The 16,623-nt window shown below is 50.6% G+C and carries 15 protein-coding genes; all 15 read left to right on the top strand.

Translation table 11 applies throughout. The features are described 5' to 3' along the window. Positions 1-193: 193 nt before the first annotated feature. The 15 genes from M0R47_RS06535 to M0R47_RS06600 all read left to right on the top strand — a co-directional run bounded on the left by M0R47_RS06535 (position 194) and on the right by M0R47_RS06600 (position 16,620). The gene (locus M0R47_RS06535) at positions 194-994 is read left to right on the top strand and encodes a L,D-transpeptidase family protein (RefSeq protein WP_292552064.1); all 801 of its coding nucleotides are present in this window, start codon (positions 194-196) and stop codon (positions 992-994) included. 831 nt (positions 995-1,825) lie between these two features. After that, positions 1,826-3,736, top strand: a complete 1,911-nt coding sequence (locus M0R47_RS06540) for a sigma-54-dependent Fis family transcriptional regulator (RefSeq protein WP_292552067.1) — start codon at positions 1,826-1,828, stop codon at positions 3,734-3,736. A gap of 79 nt (positions 3,737-3,815) precedes the next feature. Beyond that, positions 3,816-5,228, top strand: a complete 1,413-nt coding sequence (locus tag M0R47_RS06545; protein ID WP_292552070.1) for an aldehyde dehydrogenase family protein — start codon at positions 3,816-3,818, stop codon at positions 5,226-5,228. Between the two features lie 192 nt (positions 5,229-5,420). Then, the gene (locus M0R47_RS21890; RefSeq protein ID WP_366513173.1) at positions 5,421-5,642 is read left to right on the top strand and encodes a zinc ribbon domain-containing protein; all 222 of its coding nucleotides are present in this window, start codon (positions 5,421-5,423) and stop codon (positions 5,640-5,642) included. 153 nt (positions 5,643-5,795) lie between these two features. Next, positions 5,796-6,899: a cobalamin-independent methionine synthase II family protein gene (locus tag M0R47_RS06550; RefSeq protein WP_292552073.1), complete on the top strand. Its 1,104-nt coding sequence runs from the start codon at positions 5,796-5,798 to the stop codon at positions 6,897-6,899. A 128-nt stretch (positions 6,900-7,027) separates the two neighbouring features. Further along, positions 7,028-7,795, top strand: coding sequence for an SDR family NAD(P)-dependent oxidoreductase (locus tag M0R47_RS06555; RefSeq protein ID WP_292552075.1), 768 nt, complete (start codon positions 7,028-7,030; stop codon positions 7,793-7,795). 28 nt (positions 7,796-7,823) lie between these two features. Next, positions 7,824-8,816, top strand: a complete 993-nt coding sequence (locus tag M0R47_RS06560) for an FAD-dependent oxidoreductase (RefSeq protein ID WP_292552078.1) — start codon at positions 7,824-7,826, stop codon at positions 8,814-8,816. Then, positions 8,743-9,387 (top strand): FAD-dependent oxidoreductase, encoded by a 645-nt coding sequence (locus tag M0R47_RS06565; protein WP_292552217.1) that lies wholly within the window; start codon positions 8,743-8,745, stop codon positions 9,385-9,387. Before M0R47_RS06560 ends, M0R47_RS06565 begins: the two co-directional genes overlap by 74 nt. A 10-nt stretch (positions 9,388-9,397) precedes the next feature. Beyond that, positions 9,398-10,165, top strand: a complete 768-nt coding sequence (locus M0R47_RS06570) for an SDR family oxidoreductase (RefSeq protein WP_292552081.1) — start codon at positions 9,398-9,400, stop codon at positions 10,163-10,165. Positions 10,166-10,176: 11 nt separating this feature from the next. Next, the gene (locus M0R47_RS06575; RefSeq protein ID WP_292552084.1) at positions 10,177-11,097 is read left to right on the top strand and encodes a CoA-transferase; all 921 of its coding nucleotides are present in this window, start codon (positions 10,177-10,179) and stop codon (positions 11,095-11,097) included. After that, positions 11,090-11,953, top strand: a complete 864-nt coding sequence (locus M0R47_RS06580) for a CoA transferase (protein WP_292552087.1) — start codon at positions 11,090-11,092, stop codon at positions 11,951-11,953. The genes M0R47_RS06575 and M0R47_RS06580 overlap by 8 nt, the downstream gene beginning before the upstream one ends. 3 nt (positions 11,954-11,956) lie before the next feature. Continuing rightward, positions 11,957-12,871: a hypothetical protein gene (locus M0R47_RS06585; RefSeq protein WP_292552089.1), complete on the top strand. Its 915-nt coding sequence runs from the start codon at positions 11,957-11,959 to the stop codon at positions 12,869-12,871. Next, a complete protein-coding gene (locus M0R47_RS06590; protein ID WP_292552092.1) occupies positions 12,864-13,751 on the top strand; it encodes a phosphosulfolactate synthase in 888 nt (295 codons plus the stop codon). The genes M0R47_RS06585 and M0R47_RS06590 overlap by 8 nt, the downstream gene beginning before the upstream one ends. Next, complete coding sequence (locus M0R47_RS06595; RefSeq protein WP_292552094.1) at positions 13,751-15,256, top strand: lyase family protein; 1,506 nt, start codon at positions 13,751-13,753, stop codon at positions 15,254-15,256. Before M0R47_RS06590 ends, M0R47_RS06595 begins: the two co-directional genes overlap by 1 nt. After that, positions 15,253-16,620, top strand: a complete 1,368-nt coding sequence (locus tag M0R47_RS06600) for an adenylosuccinate lyase family protein (protein WP_292552096.1) — start codon at positions 15,253-15,255, stop codon at positions 16,618-16,620. The genes M0R47_RS06595 and M0R47_RS06600 overlap by 4 nt, the downstream gene beginning before the upstream one ends. Positions 16,621-16,623 lie beyond the last annotated feature (3 nt).

The raw sequence follows: 16,623 nt of genomic DNA on the forward strand, positions 1-16,623 counted from the left end.
AAAAACTATTTTGAAAAAATTCTAACGCTCTTTCGCTATAAGAATGGCAAAATTTCGACGCCGTTTTCCACCCCAAGGCATTCCGTTCAGGATGTCCAAGCAGAAGAGCATCCTCGGCTTAAGACCCCGAACTTGCAGAGGTTGGGCGGTTTTACCTAAACTATATCGGTATCCACTTCAATTCCAGCGCATTATGAAATCAACCACCCAAATCATTGCCAGCTTGGCCTTGACAGGAGTGCTCGTCGCCTGCTCCGGGCACAAGCCCGCCGTCAACAAGACTAGCACTCCCGCCGTCAAACCACAGGTTCAAGCCGCGAGGAAAATCTATGATATCCCGCCTCCCAAGCTGCCTGGCCAATGGACCGTAGAGGATACTCTGCAAGTTTACGGCAAATACGCGATAAGCGAACTCACTCCCTACTTCACCAAGGCCAAGGTGTCTTACCCTCCCAAGGAAGTTACCTTCATCGCCTTAAAACAGGAAAAGAAACTGGAACTATGGGCCAGGGACAGCGGCGAGTTTCGCTTCATCCGCGACTATGACATCCAGTCCGCCAGCGGCGTGGCCGGCCCCAAATTGCGCCAAGGCGACAAACAGGTGCCGGAAGGCATTTATCGTATTGAGGCGTTGAATCCCAACAGCCATTACCACTTGTCGATGAAGCTAAATTATCCCAACGAATTCGACCTCGTCCATGCCTGGCAGGAGGGGCGCGCCGATCCGGGCTCGGATATCTTCATCCATGGCAGAGCCGCCTCCATCGGTTGCCTCGCCATGGGCGATAAAGCGATAGAGGAACTTTTCGTCCTCACCGCACACGTGGGCGCCGAAAAGGTGAAAGTCGTCATTGCCCCGCACGACCCCAGGATCTACCCTCTGGAGGCTGACTCCGAAGAACTTCCGGCATGGACCCCGGAGCTTTATTCGCTCATTTCCCGCGAAATCAAAGCCCTGTCACCCGTGGTGAAGTCGGCAAAAATCAGGTTATGACTAATAAAGGCGGGATTTTGTTAGCCAGCCTCACAGTGCGCAGATTGGAACGACGCAAGGAAGCCCAACGGAACGCCGCCGAAAAGGGTTGGGCTTCGTACCTCAGCCCAAAGAACTCATTCAACTTCGACCGAGCATTATCGGCCATTTAGAAACAGTCGCCAGTTTCCAATGAATGGCTGCTTAGGCTTATAAAGCAAGTCATATTATCATTTTCGTCAATTAAGAAAGTGCTATCTGTGTGTCAACCGCAATACCTCGGGTAAAAGGAACCTATTGTTATTGTAAATGTGGCATAGAAAAGCAGATCACATCCATGTGGTTACGGGTATAACTTGAAGAAAAATCATCCAAGGCCCAACCTGAGCTGTGTCACTATGGAACACCTGTAACGAAACGGCACAGTTTGACAATCCCGCATTCATCAAAAAAACGCAGAAATCTCTTACCTTATCAAATGGTCGATCCCGTCATAGTGAGGCTTATAGCGGCGAAGAGGCATTTGGCACAGACCATGCATTATGCTTTGACAATCAGCTTTGAGGCAATGGCAGCATTATAGGTATGACGGATTAAACCTAATGGCTGAGATTATTGCTCTACTTGTAAGCCAGATGTTGGGTGTTTAATTCTTGGGACTTACCTAAAGAAGCGTCTCTGATATAGCTATAAATGCTATGTTTCACCTGATTAAGTTTGAGCGTAAGATGGATAAATGCACTAAGAAAGCAAAAAAAACGCCATTGTAAGTACTTGTTAAACCAGCAAAAAAGGCAAGCAAGTGCAGCAAAAATGACGCTATCCGATCAAAATGAAAAATTAGGAAGCAGCATGTTGACTAAATCTATCGACACAACCTTACGTAAAGCGCGTCATCTATTGGTTGAGCGTGGGGAGTTGCCACCCCCCGAGTTGGTAGGAGCCACCGTTTTGCAATCTTGGAGCCGCTGTCTTAATGCGGGTCTTGTGCCCGTTGGCGGCGCATCCGACGCGCCTTGCCTTGAAGGCTTCGAGTTTGCCCGCGCCGCCGACCGGCAGCATCTACTGATCGCACATGCTCGGCCAGTTATGGAGTACTTGTACTCACAGATACATGATTCCGGCAGCATGGTTATTCTTGCCGATGATTGTGGGGTGCTGCTCGAGACTATGGGCAACTCCGATTTTTTGGATCGTGCCGAACGGGTCGCCCTAAGGCAAGGTGCTTCGTGGCAAGAACAACATCGGGGCACCAATGGTATTGGTACGGCTCTGATGGAGAGCAGCCCGGTAGTCGTACATGGTTTCGAACACTTTCTCGAACGGCACGGTTTTCTTTCTTGTGCCGCCGTGCCTGTAGCGTCACCGAGTGGCCGCGTTCTGGGTGTGCTTAACATATCCGGCGATAACCGAACCCGTCATCCTCATCCCCATACCTTGGGTTTTGTGCGCGCGGCAGCGCAGATGATCGAGAACCGCTTGTTCTACGCGCTTCATGGCGACACGTTGCGCTTACGCTTCCATCCGCTTGCCGAAGGTATCGGCACTATTGCCGAGGGTAAGGTCGCCCTGTCGGAAGACGGCTGGATAGTTGGCGCCAACCAGGCCGCACTAGCCCTGCTGGGGCTGTGTCCCTCCGACCTTGGGACAACGCCGGTTGCCCATGTGCTACAGGTATACCTAAAGGATCTGGTCCATTGGGGACTACGACGCGGCAGAGAACCGATGCCGGTCATGCGGCACACTGGCGAATGCTTATTTGTCCGTGTCGAACTGGGTCGTAAAACTTTCCAGACCTTCATTCCTCGTGAACCCGAAGCCAAGGACGATGCGCTGTCGGCGCTCGATACCGGCGACCTACAGATGAAAACCGCCATCCATAAGGCACGCCGGCTAGTCGGAAAGTCCATAGCGCTGCTGCTGCGGGGAGAGTCAGGAGTCGGCAAGGAGCTTTTCGCCAATGCTTTCCACAATGCCGGGCTGCGATGGGGGAAACCGTTCGTTGCCGTCAATTGCGCAACGCTACCGGAAAGCCTGATCGAAACGGAGTTGTTCGGCTACGATCCAGGCACTTTCACCGGCGCTCGCAAGGAAGGCTCTCCCGGCCGCATACGTTCGGCGGACGGCGGTACCCTGTTCCTCGACGAGATTGGCGATATGCCGCTGGCTCAACAAGCGCGGCTACTACGGGTATTACAGGAGCGCGAGGTGGTGCCGGTGGGAGGCATCAAGCCTGTGCCGGTCGACTTCGATTTGGTCTGCGCCACGCACCGCGACTTAAAGGCCGAAATGGAAGCCGGCCGCTTCCGCGACGATCTCTACTACCGCATCAATGGCTTCAATCTTAAATTGCCGGCCTTGCGCGAGCGCAGTGATTTCGATGTGTTGGTAGCGCGCATGTTGCAGGAAATGGCGCCGGACCGGAATGTGATGCTCGATGACAGTATCGCCGCGGCTTTCGTCACTTATGCTTGGCCCGGCAACCTGCGCCAATTGGTTAATGTGCTGCGAACCGCTACCGCTTTGCTCGACGACGAAGATAAAACCATCGGCTGGCAGCATCTTCCCGACGACCTCGCCGAAGAACTGCTGCTGGACCGGCCTATGATTGAATCTCCTGATGAGGCAATTGCAGAAGAAAACCTGAAAGAATTGTCCGAAGCCGCTGTAGCACGTGTCATTGCCGCAAGCCGCGGCAACATGTCCGAAGCCGCGCGGCGTCTCGGCATTAGTAGAAACACCCTATATCGTAGAGTGAAATAGGGCCAATACAACCGCCAGCTGCAAAAAATGTAGGTTGGCTTATGAGATTCATCATACCTACCGTGGATAAATATATTTTATGAGTACAGATACAAAACCCGAACACGATGAAATCGCTATTTATGTTCAAAAAGCGCGTAACGCCCAAAAAGAAATTGCGGATTACACTCAAGAACAAGTTGATGAGTTGGTAACAGCCGTATGCTGGGCTATTGTCCGTCAGGATCGCGCGGAAGAATTAGCGAAACTGGCTGTCGATGAAGGCGGTTTCGGCAATTATGGCGATAAAGTCAGCAAGATCCGTAACCGGTGCATGGGCACCCTGCGCGATATGCAGGCAGTGAAAACGGTCGGAATTGTTGAAGAAATCCCCGAAAAAGGCTTGATAAAAATAGCCAAACCGGTCGGTGTGATTGCTGCGCTTATTCCAACGACAGGCCCTGACGCGACGCCGCCTTTAAAAACGCTGCTGGCCTTGAAAGGCCGCAATGCCATCATCGTAGCCGCTCATCCCCGGACGCAACTTACCACCGAACTGACTGTAAAGTACATGCGCGAAGCCTGCGAACAGGTCGGAGCTCCGGCGGATTTGGTTCAGGTTATTGAAAAGCCTTCGCTTCCGAAAACCCAAAAATTGATGCAGCAAGCGGACTTGATTGTAGCAACCGGCGGTGCCGCAATGGTCAAAGCGGCTTACAGTTCCGGAACGCCCGCTTATGGCGTTGGCGTTGGTAATTCGGTTCATGTGGTCGATGAAACGGCCGATCTGGATGACGCCGCCAATACCATTGTGATTGCCAAGAAATTCGATTATGCGACCAGTTGTCTGGCCGATAATTCGGTGATAGCGCATGAATCGATTTATGACGACTTAAGCGGACGCCTGCAAAAACTGGGCGCTTATCTTTGCAGCGCGGATGAAAAAGACCAATTGCAACGGCTGATGTGGCCGACGCCTGAAAACCATATTCCGGATCTTAGTGTCATCGCAAAATCGGCGGCCCTAATCGCAAACTTGGCCGGCTTCAGTGTGCCGGAAGATTGCAGCTGTTTAGTCGTCGAGGAAAACGACGTGGGCTCTCAGCATCCTTTTTCAGGGGAAAAACTGTCGCCGGTGCTGGCGCTATATAAATACGCCGGCGACATTAACAATGCGATAAACCAAGTTAACGCTATTACGGAGTATCAGGGCCAAGGCCACACCTGCGGCATCCATACGGTCAACGACGACCATGCGCTGGCATTGGCAATGCAAACCAAGACCGGCAGGGTGATGGTCAACCAAAGTTTGAATGAAGGCGCGGGCAGCCCGCGGAACGGCCTGCCTTATACGCTCAGCCTAAGTTGCGGCACCTGGGGCGGGAATATAACGACGGAAAACGTCAATGCCCGGCACATGATTAATCTCACCTGGGTTTCCAGGCCGATTCAGCCGAGACCGATTGATGAAAACAGTCTTTTTGAAATGCATTGGCAAAAGCACAGTCGTTAAGTTGTTAAAAACTTAAGGAACACGCACAAAATAACTTGAGCATGTGCCCATAGCCGGAGTGCAGGCTTCGCCTGCAAGCGCAAGCAGAGCTTGCACTCCCGCTGAAAGTTTACGGCGCGAATTGTTCAAATTATTTCATGCTCATTCCTAAGTGACTTGGAATAGAAATATCTAAATAGAGGTCTTGAGCAAATGCCGGTTTATCTAGTCCGATGCGATAAATGTGATCATCAATTTAAAAGCCTGGTTTTGGCTAATACTCAAGAACCCAAAGAATGGGTGTGTTCCCAATGCGGCAGTCATGACGCCAAACCGGCTCAAGTCTATGACGATCCGCATCCGCTGGAAAACGACCATGGTGCAGGCTGCCCGTGTTGCAGCGGGATAAGTGGAAGCATACGTGATATACGGTGAAATAATCACTTTGGCTAGGTTAGTTAAGTATTTAAAACACAAGTTAATTAATTATAAGGAGGTGTTATTGATTGCTTTGATTTATGGATTGATTAAACCAACTGGTCATTCTTAAAAACCGAAAACAAAAAACTATAAATTAGGAGGTACAACATGAGTAATGTACTGATACCAACCAGTATGGTAGGCAATTATCCCAATCCAAGATGGTGGGATGCAAAATTTGCAAGACATTTCAAGGGTGACCGGCAGCCGCCGGATTCCATGTGGCGGGAGGCGCTGGAAGACGCTACGGCGGCCATCGTGACCGACCAAGTCAATGCCGGCCTGGACATTATCGCGGATGGCCGGTTACACGGCGATAACTATGCCGACGCCGCACTTTATTATTATTTTGATCGATTAGGCTATGACCTAAGCGGCAGCCATCTCGGTTTTCCGATCTACAGCCGATTGCATTCCGCCACGGTTACGCAGGAAATCAAACGCCGCGGACAAATCATGGTCGAACAAGCCCGTGCCCTTAAACGTGCGACCGATAAACCGGTCAAAGTTCAGTACACCGGTATTCAGGTGTTAGCCCAATGCACCAATGACCTGCATTATGCTAACAGCCGCGATCGCGCGATGGCCATTGCCGCCGCTATTAACGAAGATATTTTGGCGGTTGACGAATTGGGGGTCGAGTATATCCAATTCGACGAATTTACTTGGCCTTATTTTTATGAAGATTGGGCGATCGAAGCGTTCAACCGCGCCGTTGCAGGCGTTAAAAATGCCAAGATTGTCTGCCATATCTGTTGGGGTAATTGGGGCGGTACGCCGGCTTATTATCCCGATGATACCGCAAGTAGCGGTGAGGTTTTCGATCTGACAAAACGCGCTAAAGACGCTAAAAGCCCGAATCCGACAGCATCAGTGGTGCCTAAATCGTATGAGGCAAAAATCGATGTTTTTAACATTGAAGGCATCGGCCGCATGTCGTTTAACGAATCGGGACTTGAATTGCTCAAGACTCATCCAATACCAAAAAATATGATGTTCTGGGCCGGCGTGATCGATGTCAAAAGCACAGTCACCGAAACGGCAGAGCAAGTTGCGGACAAAATCCGCAGTTTATTAACCGTGGTTCCCGCCGATCAGTTGGGTGTCACTACGGACTGCGGATTGATACTGTTACAACGTTATATCGCCCAGGATAAGCTTCACGCCATGGTTGAAGGCGCAAAAATCGTCCGTAAAGAATTAGGTCAATAAAGCTGAGTTGAGCAGCTTGTCTGCTTAAAGTTGAGTTGAGCAGCTCGTCTGCTCAAACGAAACTTATGCCCTCTGGGTACAAACGAAACTTATGCCCTTTGGGTATAAATAAACTATTAAGGTGTGTTATGTCAGGAAAATTACAAAATAAAACAGCTATTATCACTGGGGCAGCAAGAGGGATAGGTTTTGAGACTGCGCGATTATTCGGAAAAGAAGGCGCAAAAGTCACCATTATGGATATTGACGAACAAAGCGCGATTGAAGCCGCAAAAAAACTATCGGATGAAGGCATTGAAGCCTATGCCTTTCAATTGGATGTGACGAACGCGGAAAGTGTTGAAAAAACCTTCCAAAAAGCGATAGCGAATTATTCAGGCGTGTTGAATATTTTGGTCAATAATGCAGGCATCGCGGATTTCGGTACTGTAGAAAATACCTCTTTGGATGTTTGGAACCGCATCATGGCGGTCAATTTAAACGGTACGTTTTTTTGTTCCAAGGCTGCGCTACCGAGCATGAAAGAGCATGGCGGCTCGATTGTCAATTTCGGTTCGGTTGCCGGAGTGGTCGGCATTCCGGGGATGGCGGCTTATTGTGCAGCGAAAGCCGCGATTGTCGGCTTGACTAAACAAATGGCCGCGGATTATTCCGGGCAAGGTATCCGAACCAACTGTGTCTGTCCCGGCACTATAGCCAGTACTGCGCTCGGGCAACAACTGCTCGGTAGCGATACCTCTGAAGAAACCCGGATAAAACGTTTAGCGAAATATCCTCTGGGGCGTTTCGGCGAGCCGGTCGAGATTGCCCAAGCCGTCTTGTTTTTAGCTTCCGATCAAGCCAGTTTTGTCAGCGGCGCGGCTTTCAACGTCGATGGCGGCATGACGGCGATTTAAAGGTCAATCCAAATAGCAATAACACTAAATGGCAACGGCAATGGATATTTGGGGCGACTATTTTACTATCTCAAAGTGGCAAGACTTTGTGGCCGGGGCGCTGGAATCCGGCAGTAGTCCTCCTATTTTCAACATAAACCCGAACGACGACCGCGAATTCGACGCCATTTATCTGGGCGGCGGTGCAGCCGGGCGCTTTGGTGCGGCCTATTTGCGGGCGCTTGGCGGGCGTGTGCTGATTATCGATCGCTGGCCATTCCTGGGCGGCTCCTGTCCCCATCAAGCCTGCGTGCCTCACCATCTGTTTTCGGATTGCGCGGCGCAATTGATGCTGGAGCGCACCTTTTCCGGCAAGCTCTGGTTTCAAGAACTCAACGACAAAACGGTTTCTATCAAGCCCATCGTTGAACTGTTTCGCAGTGGCAGGACAGGCCCCCATGCGATGATGAATTATCAAAGCAAAGAACAGCTCGGCCTGGAATTCGTATTGAATGCAGAAGCCAAGATCATCAATGCCCACACGATACAAGTCAATGACAGTCAATTCCGAGCAAAAAACCTGGTGCTGGCGCTGGGCGCGAAACCGATAGTGCCGGATGTTCCGGGCATTCAGTTAAAAGGCGTATTTAATTCCCAGAGTCTGGTTGAAAAATTGGACTATGAGCCGGGCAACACCGCTGTAGTCATCGGCGGCGGCAAAACGGCCATCGAATACGGCTGCTTTTTTAATGCCACGGGTCGACGCACTATTATCGTTGCCAGACATCAAGCGATGTCTCTGCTAAAAGACACTGAATCCCGCTCTTACGCGATCCTTATGATGGAAGAACAGGGCATGGAGTTTCTGGAGAATGCGGAATTATCGGCTATCCAGGGAGACGCAAGACAAGGTAAAGAGGGTTTCCATAAAAACTTCCGATGGCATCATCACTATCGATACCGATTTTATTTTTATCGCGATTGGCGAGCAGGCCAATTCGGAGCCGGTTGCCCAAACATTGGGCCTGGAATTGGACGATAAAAGCTTTATTAAAGTGAATCGGCGCATGCAGACCTCAATACCTAATGTCTATGCAGTCGGCGACGTGACCGGGCCGCCGATGGAAATGTTTAAAGCCCGGAAGGAAGGCGTGTGCGCCGCTAAAAATATCATGGGCCAAGCGAGCGAATATAAAGCGGCCGATTACCCCGATTTTATGCATACGCATTACGAGGTCTGTTGGCTGGGGCTAAGCGAAGCACAAGCGCGTCAACGCTATGCCAATGTCAAAATCATGAAATTACCGCCCGATAGTCCCAATGGTCTCGATGTCGGCTTACCGGCAGGCGACCGAGTGATGCTGTACTTGATGGCTAAGCCGCGTATGTCGGGCTTTCAGAAGCTGATTATCGATGGCGACACACGAAAAATAGTAGGCGCTATCCATATCGGTTATGGCGCTAAAGACGGTTTTCAATATCTCAATTACCTGGTTAAAAATGGGCTGACGATAGACGATTTAGCCGATATGGACGAGTTGTTTATCAGTCCCAGTTATTTCATTCAATTGTGCCGCTTACGCGCAGGCGATATTCATTTTAATGATATGTAGAGCCCCAATAATGATGAATCGATTTCAAGGCAAACAGGCCGTTATAACCGGCGGCGCTACCGGCATAGGCTATGGCATAGCCAAGCGTCTCGGCATGGAAGGGGCTTCGCTTGCGATATTGGACATTAACAAGGCCGCATTATCGGATGCAAGCCAAGCGCTCCGTGCTGACGGCATCAATGTCAAAGTTTATCAAGTTGACATCGCTGACCCTCGCGAAGTTTCCGAAACGTTCTCCAAACTGATTACAGATTGTTCCGGAACGCTCGATATTTTGATTAACAATGCCGGTGTTGCCGATTTCGGTACTGTCGAAAGCACTGAAGTTGACGCCTGGAATAAGGTGATGGCAGTCAATTTAAACGGCACCTATCTATGTTCGAAGTTCGCATTGCCGGCGATGAAACCACACGGCGGAACCATCGTTAACTTCGGCTCGATATCCGGGATGGTGGGTATTCCGAATATGGCCGCTTATTGCACGTCCAAAGCCGCAGTCATCGGTTTGACCAAACAAATGGCGGTTGACTATTCAAAGCTGGGCATACGCGTCAACTGCATTTGCCCCGGCATGATTGCCGATACCGACATGGGGCGGCAAATTCTCGGAACTGACGAGTCCGAACAAATGATGAAATTACGACTCAGTAAATATCCGATCGGGCGATTCGGTAGATCCGAAGAAATTGTCGCGGCGGTGTTGTTTTTGGCTTCCGACGAAGCCAGTTTTGTCTGCGGCTCCGCATTTACTGTAGACGGCGCGATGACAGCTATTTAAGGTTAAAACTTATGTATACACAAAACGATAAGCGATGTTCATTAACTGAACTCGTTGCACACATACAAAACGGCGATTGTTTGGCAATCGGCGGCGGCTTATCCTGGCGCGAACCGATGGCGGCTTTGCGGGAACTGATCCGGCAAAATATTAAAGACCTTAAACTGGTCGGTTCGGCACATGGTATCGATGTCGATTTGTTGTGCGGCGCCGGAAGCGTAGCTGTCAGTGCCGAATCCTATGTCGGCTTTGAGCAAGATTTCGGCATGGCGCTCAACTACCGTCGAGCCTGCGAAACGGGTGCGGTAAAAGTGGAAGATAACTGCTGCTACTCCTTAGTCCAGCAACTTCGGGCCGCTATTCAAGGCTTGCCTTTTATGCCGATCCGCTCGGTGCAAGGGACGGATTTCCTTAAGCTGCATCCTGAATTTAAAACGATGACCTGTCCTTTTACCGGCGAGCAACTGGTTTTAGTGCCTGCGCTGAAACCCGACGTCGCGCTTATTCACGCCCATTATGCCGACGAGCATGGCAATTTGCATATTGAAGGGCCGCCGGTGGCCGACGTTCTGTTTGCCAAGGCCTCCAAGAAAGTCATCGCTACGGTTGAAGCTTTAATCCCTCATGATGAATTGGCAAAAAAAGGCGTCACGATTCCCTACTTTTATGTCACCGCCATTTGCGAAGTTCCCTACGGCGCTCACCCGACTTCCTGCTATCCGAATTATGCTTATGACCGGGAACATACCGCCTCTTATTACCAAGCCGCCAAACACGGCGCGGACAGTTTTAATCAAAACTACCTGACGCCTTTTGTTCACGACTGCAAAGATCATGACGCTTATCTCTTAGCCGCCGGCGGCAAAGCCAGACTGGCTTGTTTGGAACAGTGGGATCAAAGCATGGAAAAATGGATGCAACTTTATGAATAATCAAAATAAGATTCAGACATGTACACTCGGCGAACTGATGATTTATCAGATCGCACTGTCGATAGAAGACGGGATTTTAGCTTTTCACGGTTTCGGATCGCCGCTGGTGCAGTTAGCTTTGCACTTGGCGAAACGCACTCATGCGCCCAATTTGGTGTTAGTCGCAGGCGCGACCTATGGCATCAATCCGACCCCGGCATTTTTAACGCCAACCACTAACGATTTCGCGATGAACCGCGATGCCGAGTGTCATCTAACGATTGAAGAACTCTTTGATCTTGCTGCGAGCGGACGATTAGGCCGGATGTTCTTGTCGGGTTTGCAAATTGACCGCTGGGGCAATATGAATGTGACCCGCCTGGGAAATGATGAGCGGATTTCGTTAAAACTGCCCGGCGGAGGCGGCGGCTGTAATTTATCCGCCGATGCCGATCATGTAACTATCTGGACAGCGGCACATCGCACCCATGCCGACGAACATGGTCGCCGTCGTTATCGCTTGGCTAATCGTTGCGATTTTATCACCAGCGTAGGACATCGCACCGCGGAAGGCTTGCCGCGTGCCGATATGCCTTATCGCGGAAGCGGGCCGGATTGCATAGTGACCGACTTAGGGGTATTCGGTTTTAATCAGGAAGGTCATGTGCAATTACGCGCCCTTTACCCCGATACCAGTGTCGAAATGATTGCTGAAAGCACGGAATTCGATTTACCTGTTGCCGCTGATCTGTCGACAGCCGCTTTGCCTGAACCCGACATGATCGAATTTATCCGCCGCCTGGACCCGCTAAAAATCCATCAGCGGGAACTCAGTCCCGCCGATCGCGGGCGCTTTTTTCAATTGAGCGGAGCCTAACAAATGAATGGCCAAATTTTACAGGTCGGGGCTTTAAAACAGCAGGACAACTTCGTGCCTTTGCCGTACCGTTGCGTGAGCTTTCAACCTTATGAAGGCGAAATGGATGCCGCCGTGATAACGCAGTATCTGCTGGGCCGGGAAGTTTACCGGCGCACCGACATTATCATTTTGCATAATTCCCGTCAGGAGTATGCCGTTGCCGCCGTACAGCGCACAAGCTCCGAAACCTTATTTTGTCCTTTAGAAAAGGTAGAAGTGCTGGCGTTGCCGGATGACTGTGTTTTTATTGAAGATCCCGATACAGATCCGGCCAATCGCTCTGCACTGGCTAAACTAGCGGTTGATCGAGGCGTGACCTCCGAACAAACCGCGATTGTGCAGGGTAGCTTTGACCACATCAACATTATCCATCGGCCTAAGCCCTTTGTTTTGCGTGTTGTTGAGGTCGTGCCGCCCTCTCCGCCCAAACTGTTCCATTTGGTCGAACACGTACTCAGTTACGCTGATTTACCGCCGGTGATTGTGGAATCGGTCACTATTGATTTACGCGATCTTGCTCAGGAGGCAACGCCTGAAGCTTTTCTGGTGCCATGCAGGTCAGGAGGGCTGGATAAGCTGTCAGCGCCGGTTTATTTTCTTGATGAACGGCCGAAACAACGCGAGAACTGGACCCTGATCGGTTGCGAACGCAGCCTTCAATTTCACCGGCATTACTATGGCGACATTCCGCCGCGCATAGAAATGTGTCCCCGCCAACTCGTTAAAGATGACGGAAAGACAACCCTTTTAAAGTGCTGTCTTCTTGAATTCGATATAGAGCAAAACGGTCATTTAATGACGGTGCCTTGGGGTTCCGACTTGGCACTGATAGAAAAGGCATTACAGCAATTATTAAGAGATAAAGTTTATGAGTGAGTTGGCATGGGAAAATATTATCACCGGCATTCGCAATTCCAGGGAAGTCAAACCGCGTAAAACCGGAACCACGATGGTTATGGATGTCGGCAAAGGCATCAGCGAAACGCTGAGTATTTTGCAAACGACCTCAAACTATATCGATTTGTGGAAATTTGGCTTCGGCACCTCGGTTTTTCTGGAAAAAACCCTATTACAGGAAAAACTGAAATTACTGGAAAGCTACGATGTGCTGACTTTTCCGGGAGGAACCTTATTAGAAGTGGCTTTATTGCAGCATCATTGCCGCGTTTTTATGACCCATGCGAAATCCTTAGGCTTCACCGCGGTGGAAATTTCTGACGGCACCATACCGCTACCCGCATTCAGGCGAAAAAAAGTCATTGAGTGCGCTTTGAATGCCGGGCTGATTCCGATTACCGAAGTGGGCAAAAAAGACCCGAAACGGCAGCCTACCACCGAACAAATTGCCGAAGAAGCCTTGCAGGATTTGGAGTGGGGCGCGGCATGGGTCATCGTTGAAGGCCGGGAAAGCGGACAGGGTGTCGGTATTTTCGACGAAGCCGGAAAAGTCGAAGAATCTTATATTGACCGTATTATTGACATTATGGGCCCTCAAATTAATGCATTGATTTGGGAAGCGCCGCTAAAAAATCAACAAGCTTACCTGATAGAAAAGTTTGGAGGAAACACCGGGTTAGGCAATATTTGTCCGGATCAGGTGTTGGCCGTGGAAGCTTTGCGCAATGGCTTGCGTTTTGATACCTTGGATCGAGTCAGTTCGCAATTGGTGCGCAGAGGGGATTGGGACCCCAACCAGGCTGAGCGCGATGATGAGCTTGCCGGTAACGCGGCAGTCCCGTTAGCAAGGAAAATCTAATGTCGGACGCCGCTTCAATTCAGCAACAAGTGCTGGAAATAGGCACTCGATTAACATCGGCTCCTTCGGATTGTTTGATCGAATCCGCGTTCGCTTGGGAGCTGAGCCATCAACAACACTTGTTTGAGGCTGTTGGCTTAGTAGATCTGGCTCATACCCTCAGTACGATGGAACTGGGAACCATTCCGAGGCAACAAGGCGTTGAATTACTGCGTTTCTTACTGGCTCTGCAAGATAAACCCGATTCTTTCAAGGCAATACCGGCAGGCGGTGATATCTATACCAATCGTGAAGCCTGGCTGGCCGAAAGAACCGCTGCCGTAAAATGGCTAGGGGCCGGACGCGCTCGGCGTGAAGCCATTACCTCGGCCTTCGTTTTAGATGTCAGGCAAAGACTACTGAGGCTGTCGGAAACCCTGATAATGCTGGCAGAAACGTTCATTAATCGGGCAGAGAGCGATAAAAATACGCTGATGCCGGATTATACTTACTTGCAAGCCGCGCAGCCGACGACATTCGGGCACTACTTATTGGGCTTTACCTATCCTTTATTACGGGATTTGGCACGGCTTGATGGCCTGCTGGAAAAAGTGAACCGCAGTCCGATGGGCTGCGGCAGCACAAACGGTTCGCGTTTGCCGCAAGGGCGCGAGCAATTAGCTGAATTATTAGGCTTTGCGGATATTATTCCGCATGCGCGGGATGCGATGTGGCAGGCCGACTTAAGCATAGAAAATAGCGCCCTATTGACGGCTTGTATCGTTAATCTCAGCCGTTTAGCCGAAGACCTGCAAATTTTCAGCACCCAAGAGTTTGCGTTGCTCGAATTGGACGATCAGCATGCCCGGGCCAGCAAAATCATGCCGCAGAAAAAAAATCCGTTTGCTTTAACGCACATACGAGCCATTGCCAATAAGATGATTGGCCTGACGGCTTCGGTTTGCGCGTCGGCTAGAACGCCTTCCGGCCAACCGGATAACCGCTTGATGATTTACGGGGAATTGCCGGAAGGTATGCAGTTGGTTGAGCAGGCGGCGGCGCTGATGTCCGAAACGCTGCAACGGCTTAGTTTCAAATCGGATAGAGCGTATGCCCTGATTGGCTCAGGATGGGCTTTAGCGACGGATTTGGCCGAGGCCTTGGTGCAGTATTGCGACCTTGATTTTCGCAGTGCGCATCAGTTAGTAGCGAGTTTAGTCCGGGAATATCCGGCCCATAGTGATTTGAAAATGGATGCCGACTCGGTCATGCGAATGAGCGAAAAGGTGCTGGGTAAATCGATTACCTTGACGGATGCGCAACTTAAGTCGGCATTAACGCCCGAGGAAGCGATTCAGCAGCGAAAAGAAGCCGGAGGCACTGCGAGTGCAAGCCTGGATGCTATGTTGGCCGATTGCCGTCAGCAGCTCAATGTGTTTCGGGAAAAAACCCAGGCCAATAAAACTTTTTTTGAATATAAACGGCAGAGTTTATTGCAGCGCGCAGAGAGTTACATAAGAACATGAGTGATTCAGTCCATATCAGTGACTCCGACATTTACGGCGTATCCTGGACGACACCGGAGCTTCGCGGTCTTTTTTCCGAGCAAATCCGGGTCAAAGGCTGGCTGGAAGTCATGACCGTACTTGCCGGCGTACAGGCCGATTTCGGTTTAATCCCGCAACAGGCCGCCCTCGAAATTGAAACCTTTTATAACGATGTTTCGGTTGATCAGACTTTTTTAAACGAAGTTGGGGAAGATTTTATCAAGACCAACCATTCACTGTTGGGACTGATTAATTCGGTAAAAAAACGTTGCGGCTCGTTAGGCGGAGAATGGTTTTGCTACGGCGCGACCGTACAGGATATTACCGATACTCATCTTATTCGTGTGCTGATGCAAGTCAGGCAATTATTTGCCGAGCAAATTACCGAATTGGAAAAAATACTTAAAACGCTGGCTATTGAGCACCGTTTAACGCCCATGTGCGGCCGCACGCACGGACAGCCCGGATTGCCCATTACCTTTGGATTTAAAGTCGCCGGTTGGCTGGATGAATTCGACCGTCACCGGTTAAGGCTGGATGAATTAAAGAGCCGCTTGGGCGTTGGGCAATTATGCGGAGGAGTCGGTAGCTTATCGTCATTAGGCTCCAACCCTATGAAATTACAGGCGGAATTCATGCAACGGCTGGGGCTGGAAGCGCCGGCGATTTCCTGGACCAGTAGCCGGGACCGCTTGGCCGAATGGTTAAATGTTCTGGCAATGATAACCTCAACCGGTGATCGTATAGGGCAAGAAGTATTCAATTTGCAGCGCCCTGAAATAGCCGAGTTAAGTGAAGGTTTTATTCCCGGAGCCGTCGGCAGTATTACCATGCCGCATAAACGCAACCCGGAAATTTCCGAACATCTCGGCACCTTGTCGCGGGTGGTCAGGCATCACGCCGCGCACATGGCTGAAAACCTCGTCCACAGCCATGAACGCGACGGACGTTCATGGAAAGGCGAATGGGCTATTATTCCCGACGCGACGCTAGCGGCCGGCAAATCCCTGTCGTTGCTCAAGCAGCTGCTCAAGGATTTGCAGGTTAATCCGCAGCGGATGCACGCCAATATCCTGGCGACCCAAGGCTTTGTCCATGCCGAGGCGGTGATGCTGGTTCTCGCGAAGACGCTGGGCAAGCAAAGCGCACATCAGCTTGTCTACGATCTGACCATGCAAGCCCAGGACGAAGGACTGCATCTTAAGCAGGCGCTTATCAATAACCCGCAAATCGGCGCTATCCTGACTCATGACGAGGTAGAGGCGCTGTTCAATCCCGAACAAAGCACTGGCGTTTGCGCGGCCATGGTTGAGCAAGTCATTGCACGAATATCTTTACCTTGAAGA

The organism is Methylobacter sp. (genome assembly GCF_023227905.1).
Classification (GTDB): Bacteria; Pseudomonadota; Gammaproteobacteria; order Methylococcales; family Methylomonadaceae; genus Methylobacter_A.

Excerpts from the sequence above, each read along its gene's own strand:
- M0R47_RS06535 (WP_292552064.1), top strand. The coding sequence starts at position 194 with ATGAAATCAACCACCCAAATCATTGCCAGCTTGGCCTTGACAGGAGTG.
- M0R47_RS06540 (WP_292552067.1), top strand. The coding sequence starts at position 1,826 with ATGTTGACTAAATCTATCGACACAACCTTACGTAAAGCGCGTCATCTA.
- M0R47_RS06545 (WP_292552070.1), top strand. The coding sequence starts at position 3,816 with ATGAGTACAGATACAAAACCCGAACACGATGAAATCGCTATTTATGTT.
- M0R47_RS21890 (WP_366513173.1), top strand. The coding sequence starts at position 5,421 with ATGCCGGTTTATCTAGTCCGATGCGATAAATGTGATCATCAATTTAAA.
- M0R47_RS06550 (WP_292552073.1), top strand. The coding sequence starts at position 5,796 with ATGAGTAATGTACTGATACCAACCAGTATGGTAGGCAATTATCCCAAT.
- M0R47_RS06555 (WP_292552075.1), top strand. The coding sequence starts at position 7,028 with ATGTCAGGAAAATTACAAAATAAAACAGCTATTATCACTGGGGCAGCA.
- M0R47_RS06560 (WP_292552078.1), top strand. The coding sequence starts at position 7,824 with ATGGCAACGGCAATGGATATTTGGGGCGACTATTTTACTATCTCAAAG.
- M0R47_RS06570 (WP_292552081.1), top strand. The coding sequence starts at position 9,398 with ATGATGAATCGATTTCAAGGCAAACAGGCCGTTATAACCGGCGGCGCT.
- M0R47_RS06575 (WP_292552084.1), top strand. The coding sequence starts at position 10,177 with ATGTATACACAAAACGATAAGCGATGTTCATTAACTGAACTCGTTGCA.
- M0R47_RS06580 (WP_292552087.1), top strand. The coding sequence starts at position 11,090 with ATGAATAATCAAAATAAGATTCAGACATGTACACTCGGCGAACTGATG.
- M0R47_RS06585 (WP_292552089.1), top strand. The coding sequence starts at position 11,957 with ATGAATGGCCAAATTTTACAGGTCGGGGCTTTAAAACAGCAGGACAAC.
- M0R47_RS06590 (WP_292552092.1), top strand. The coding sequence starts at position 12,864 with ATGAGTGAGTTGGCATGGGAAAATATTATCACCGGCATTCGCAATTCC.
- M0R47_RS06595 (WP_292552094.1), top strand. The coding sequence starts at position 13,751 with ATGTCGGACGCCGCTTCAATTCAGCAACAAGTGCTGGAAATAGGCACT.
- M0R47_RS06600 (WP_292552096.1), top strand. The coding sequence starts at position 15,253 with ATGAGTGATTCAGTCCATATCAGTGACTCCGACATTTACGGCGTATCC.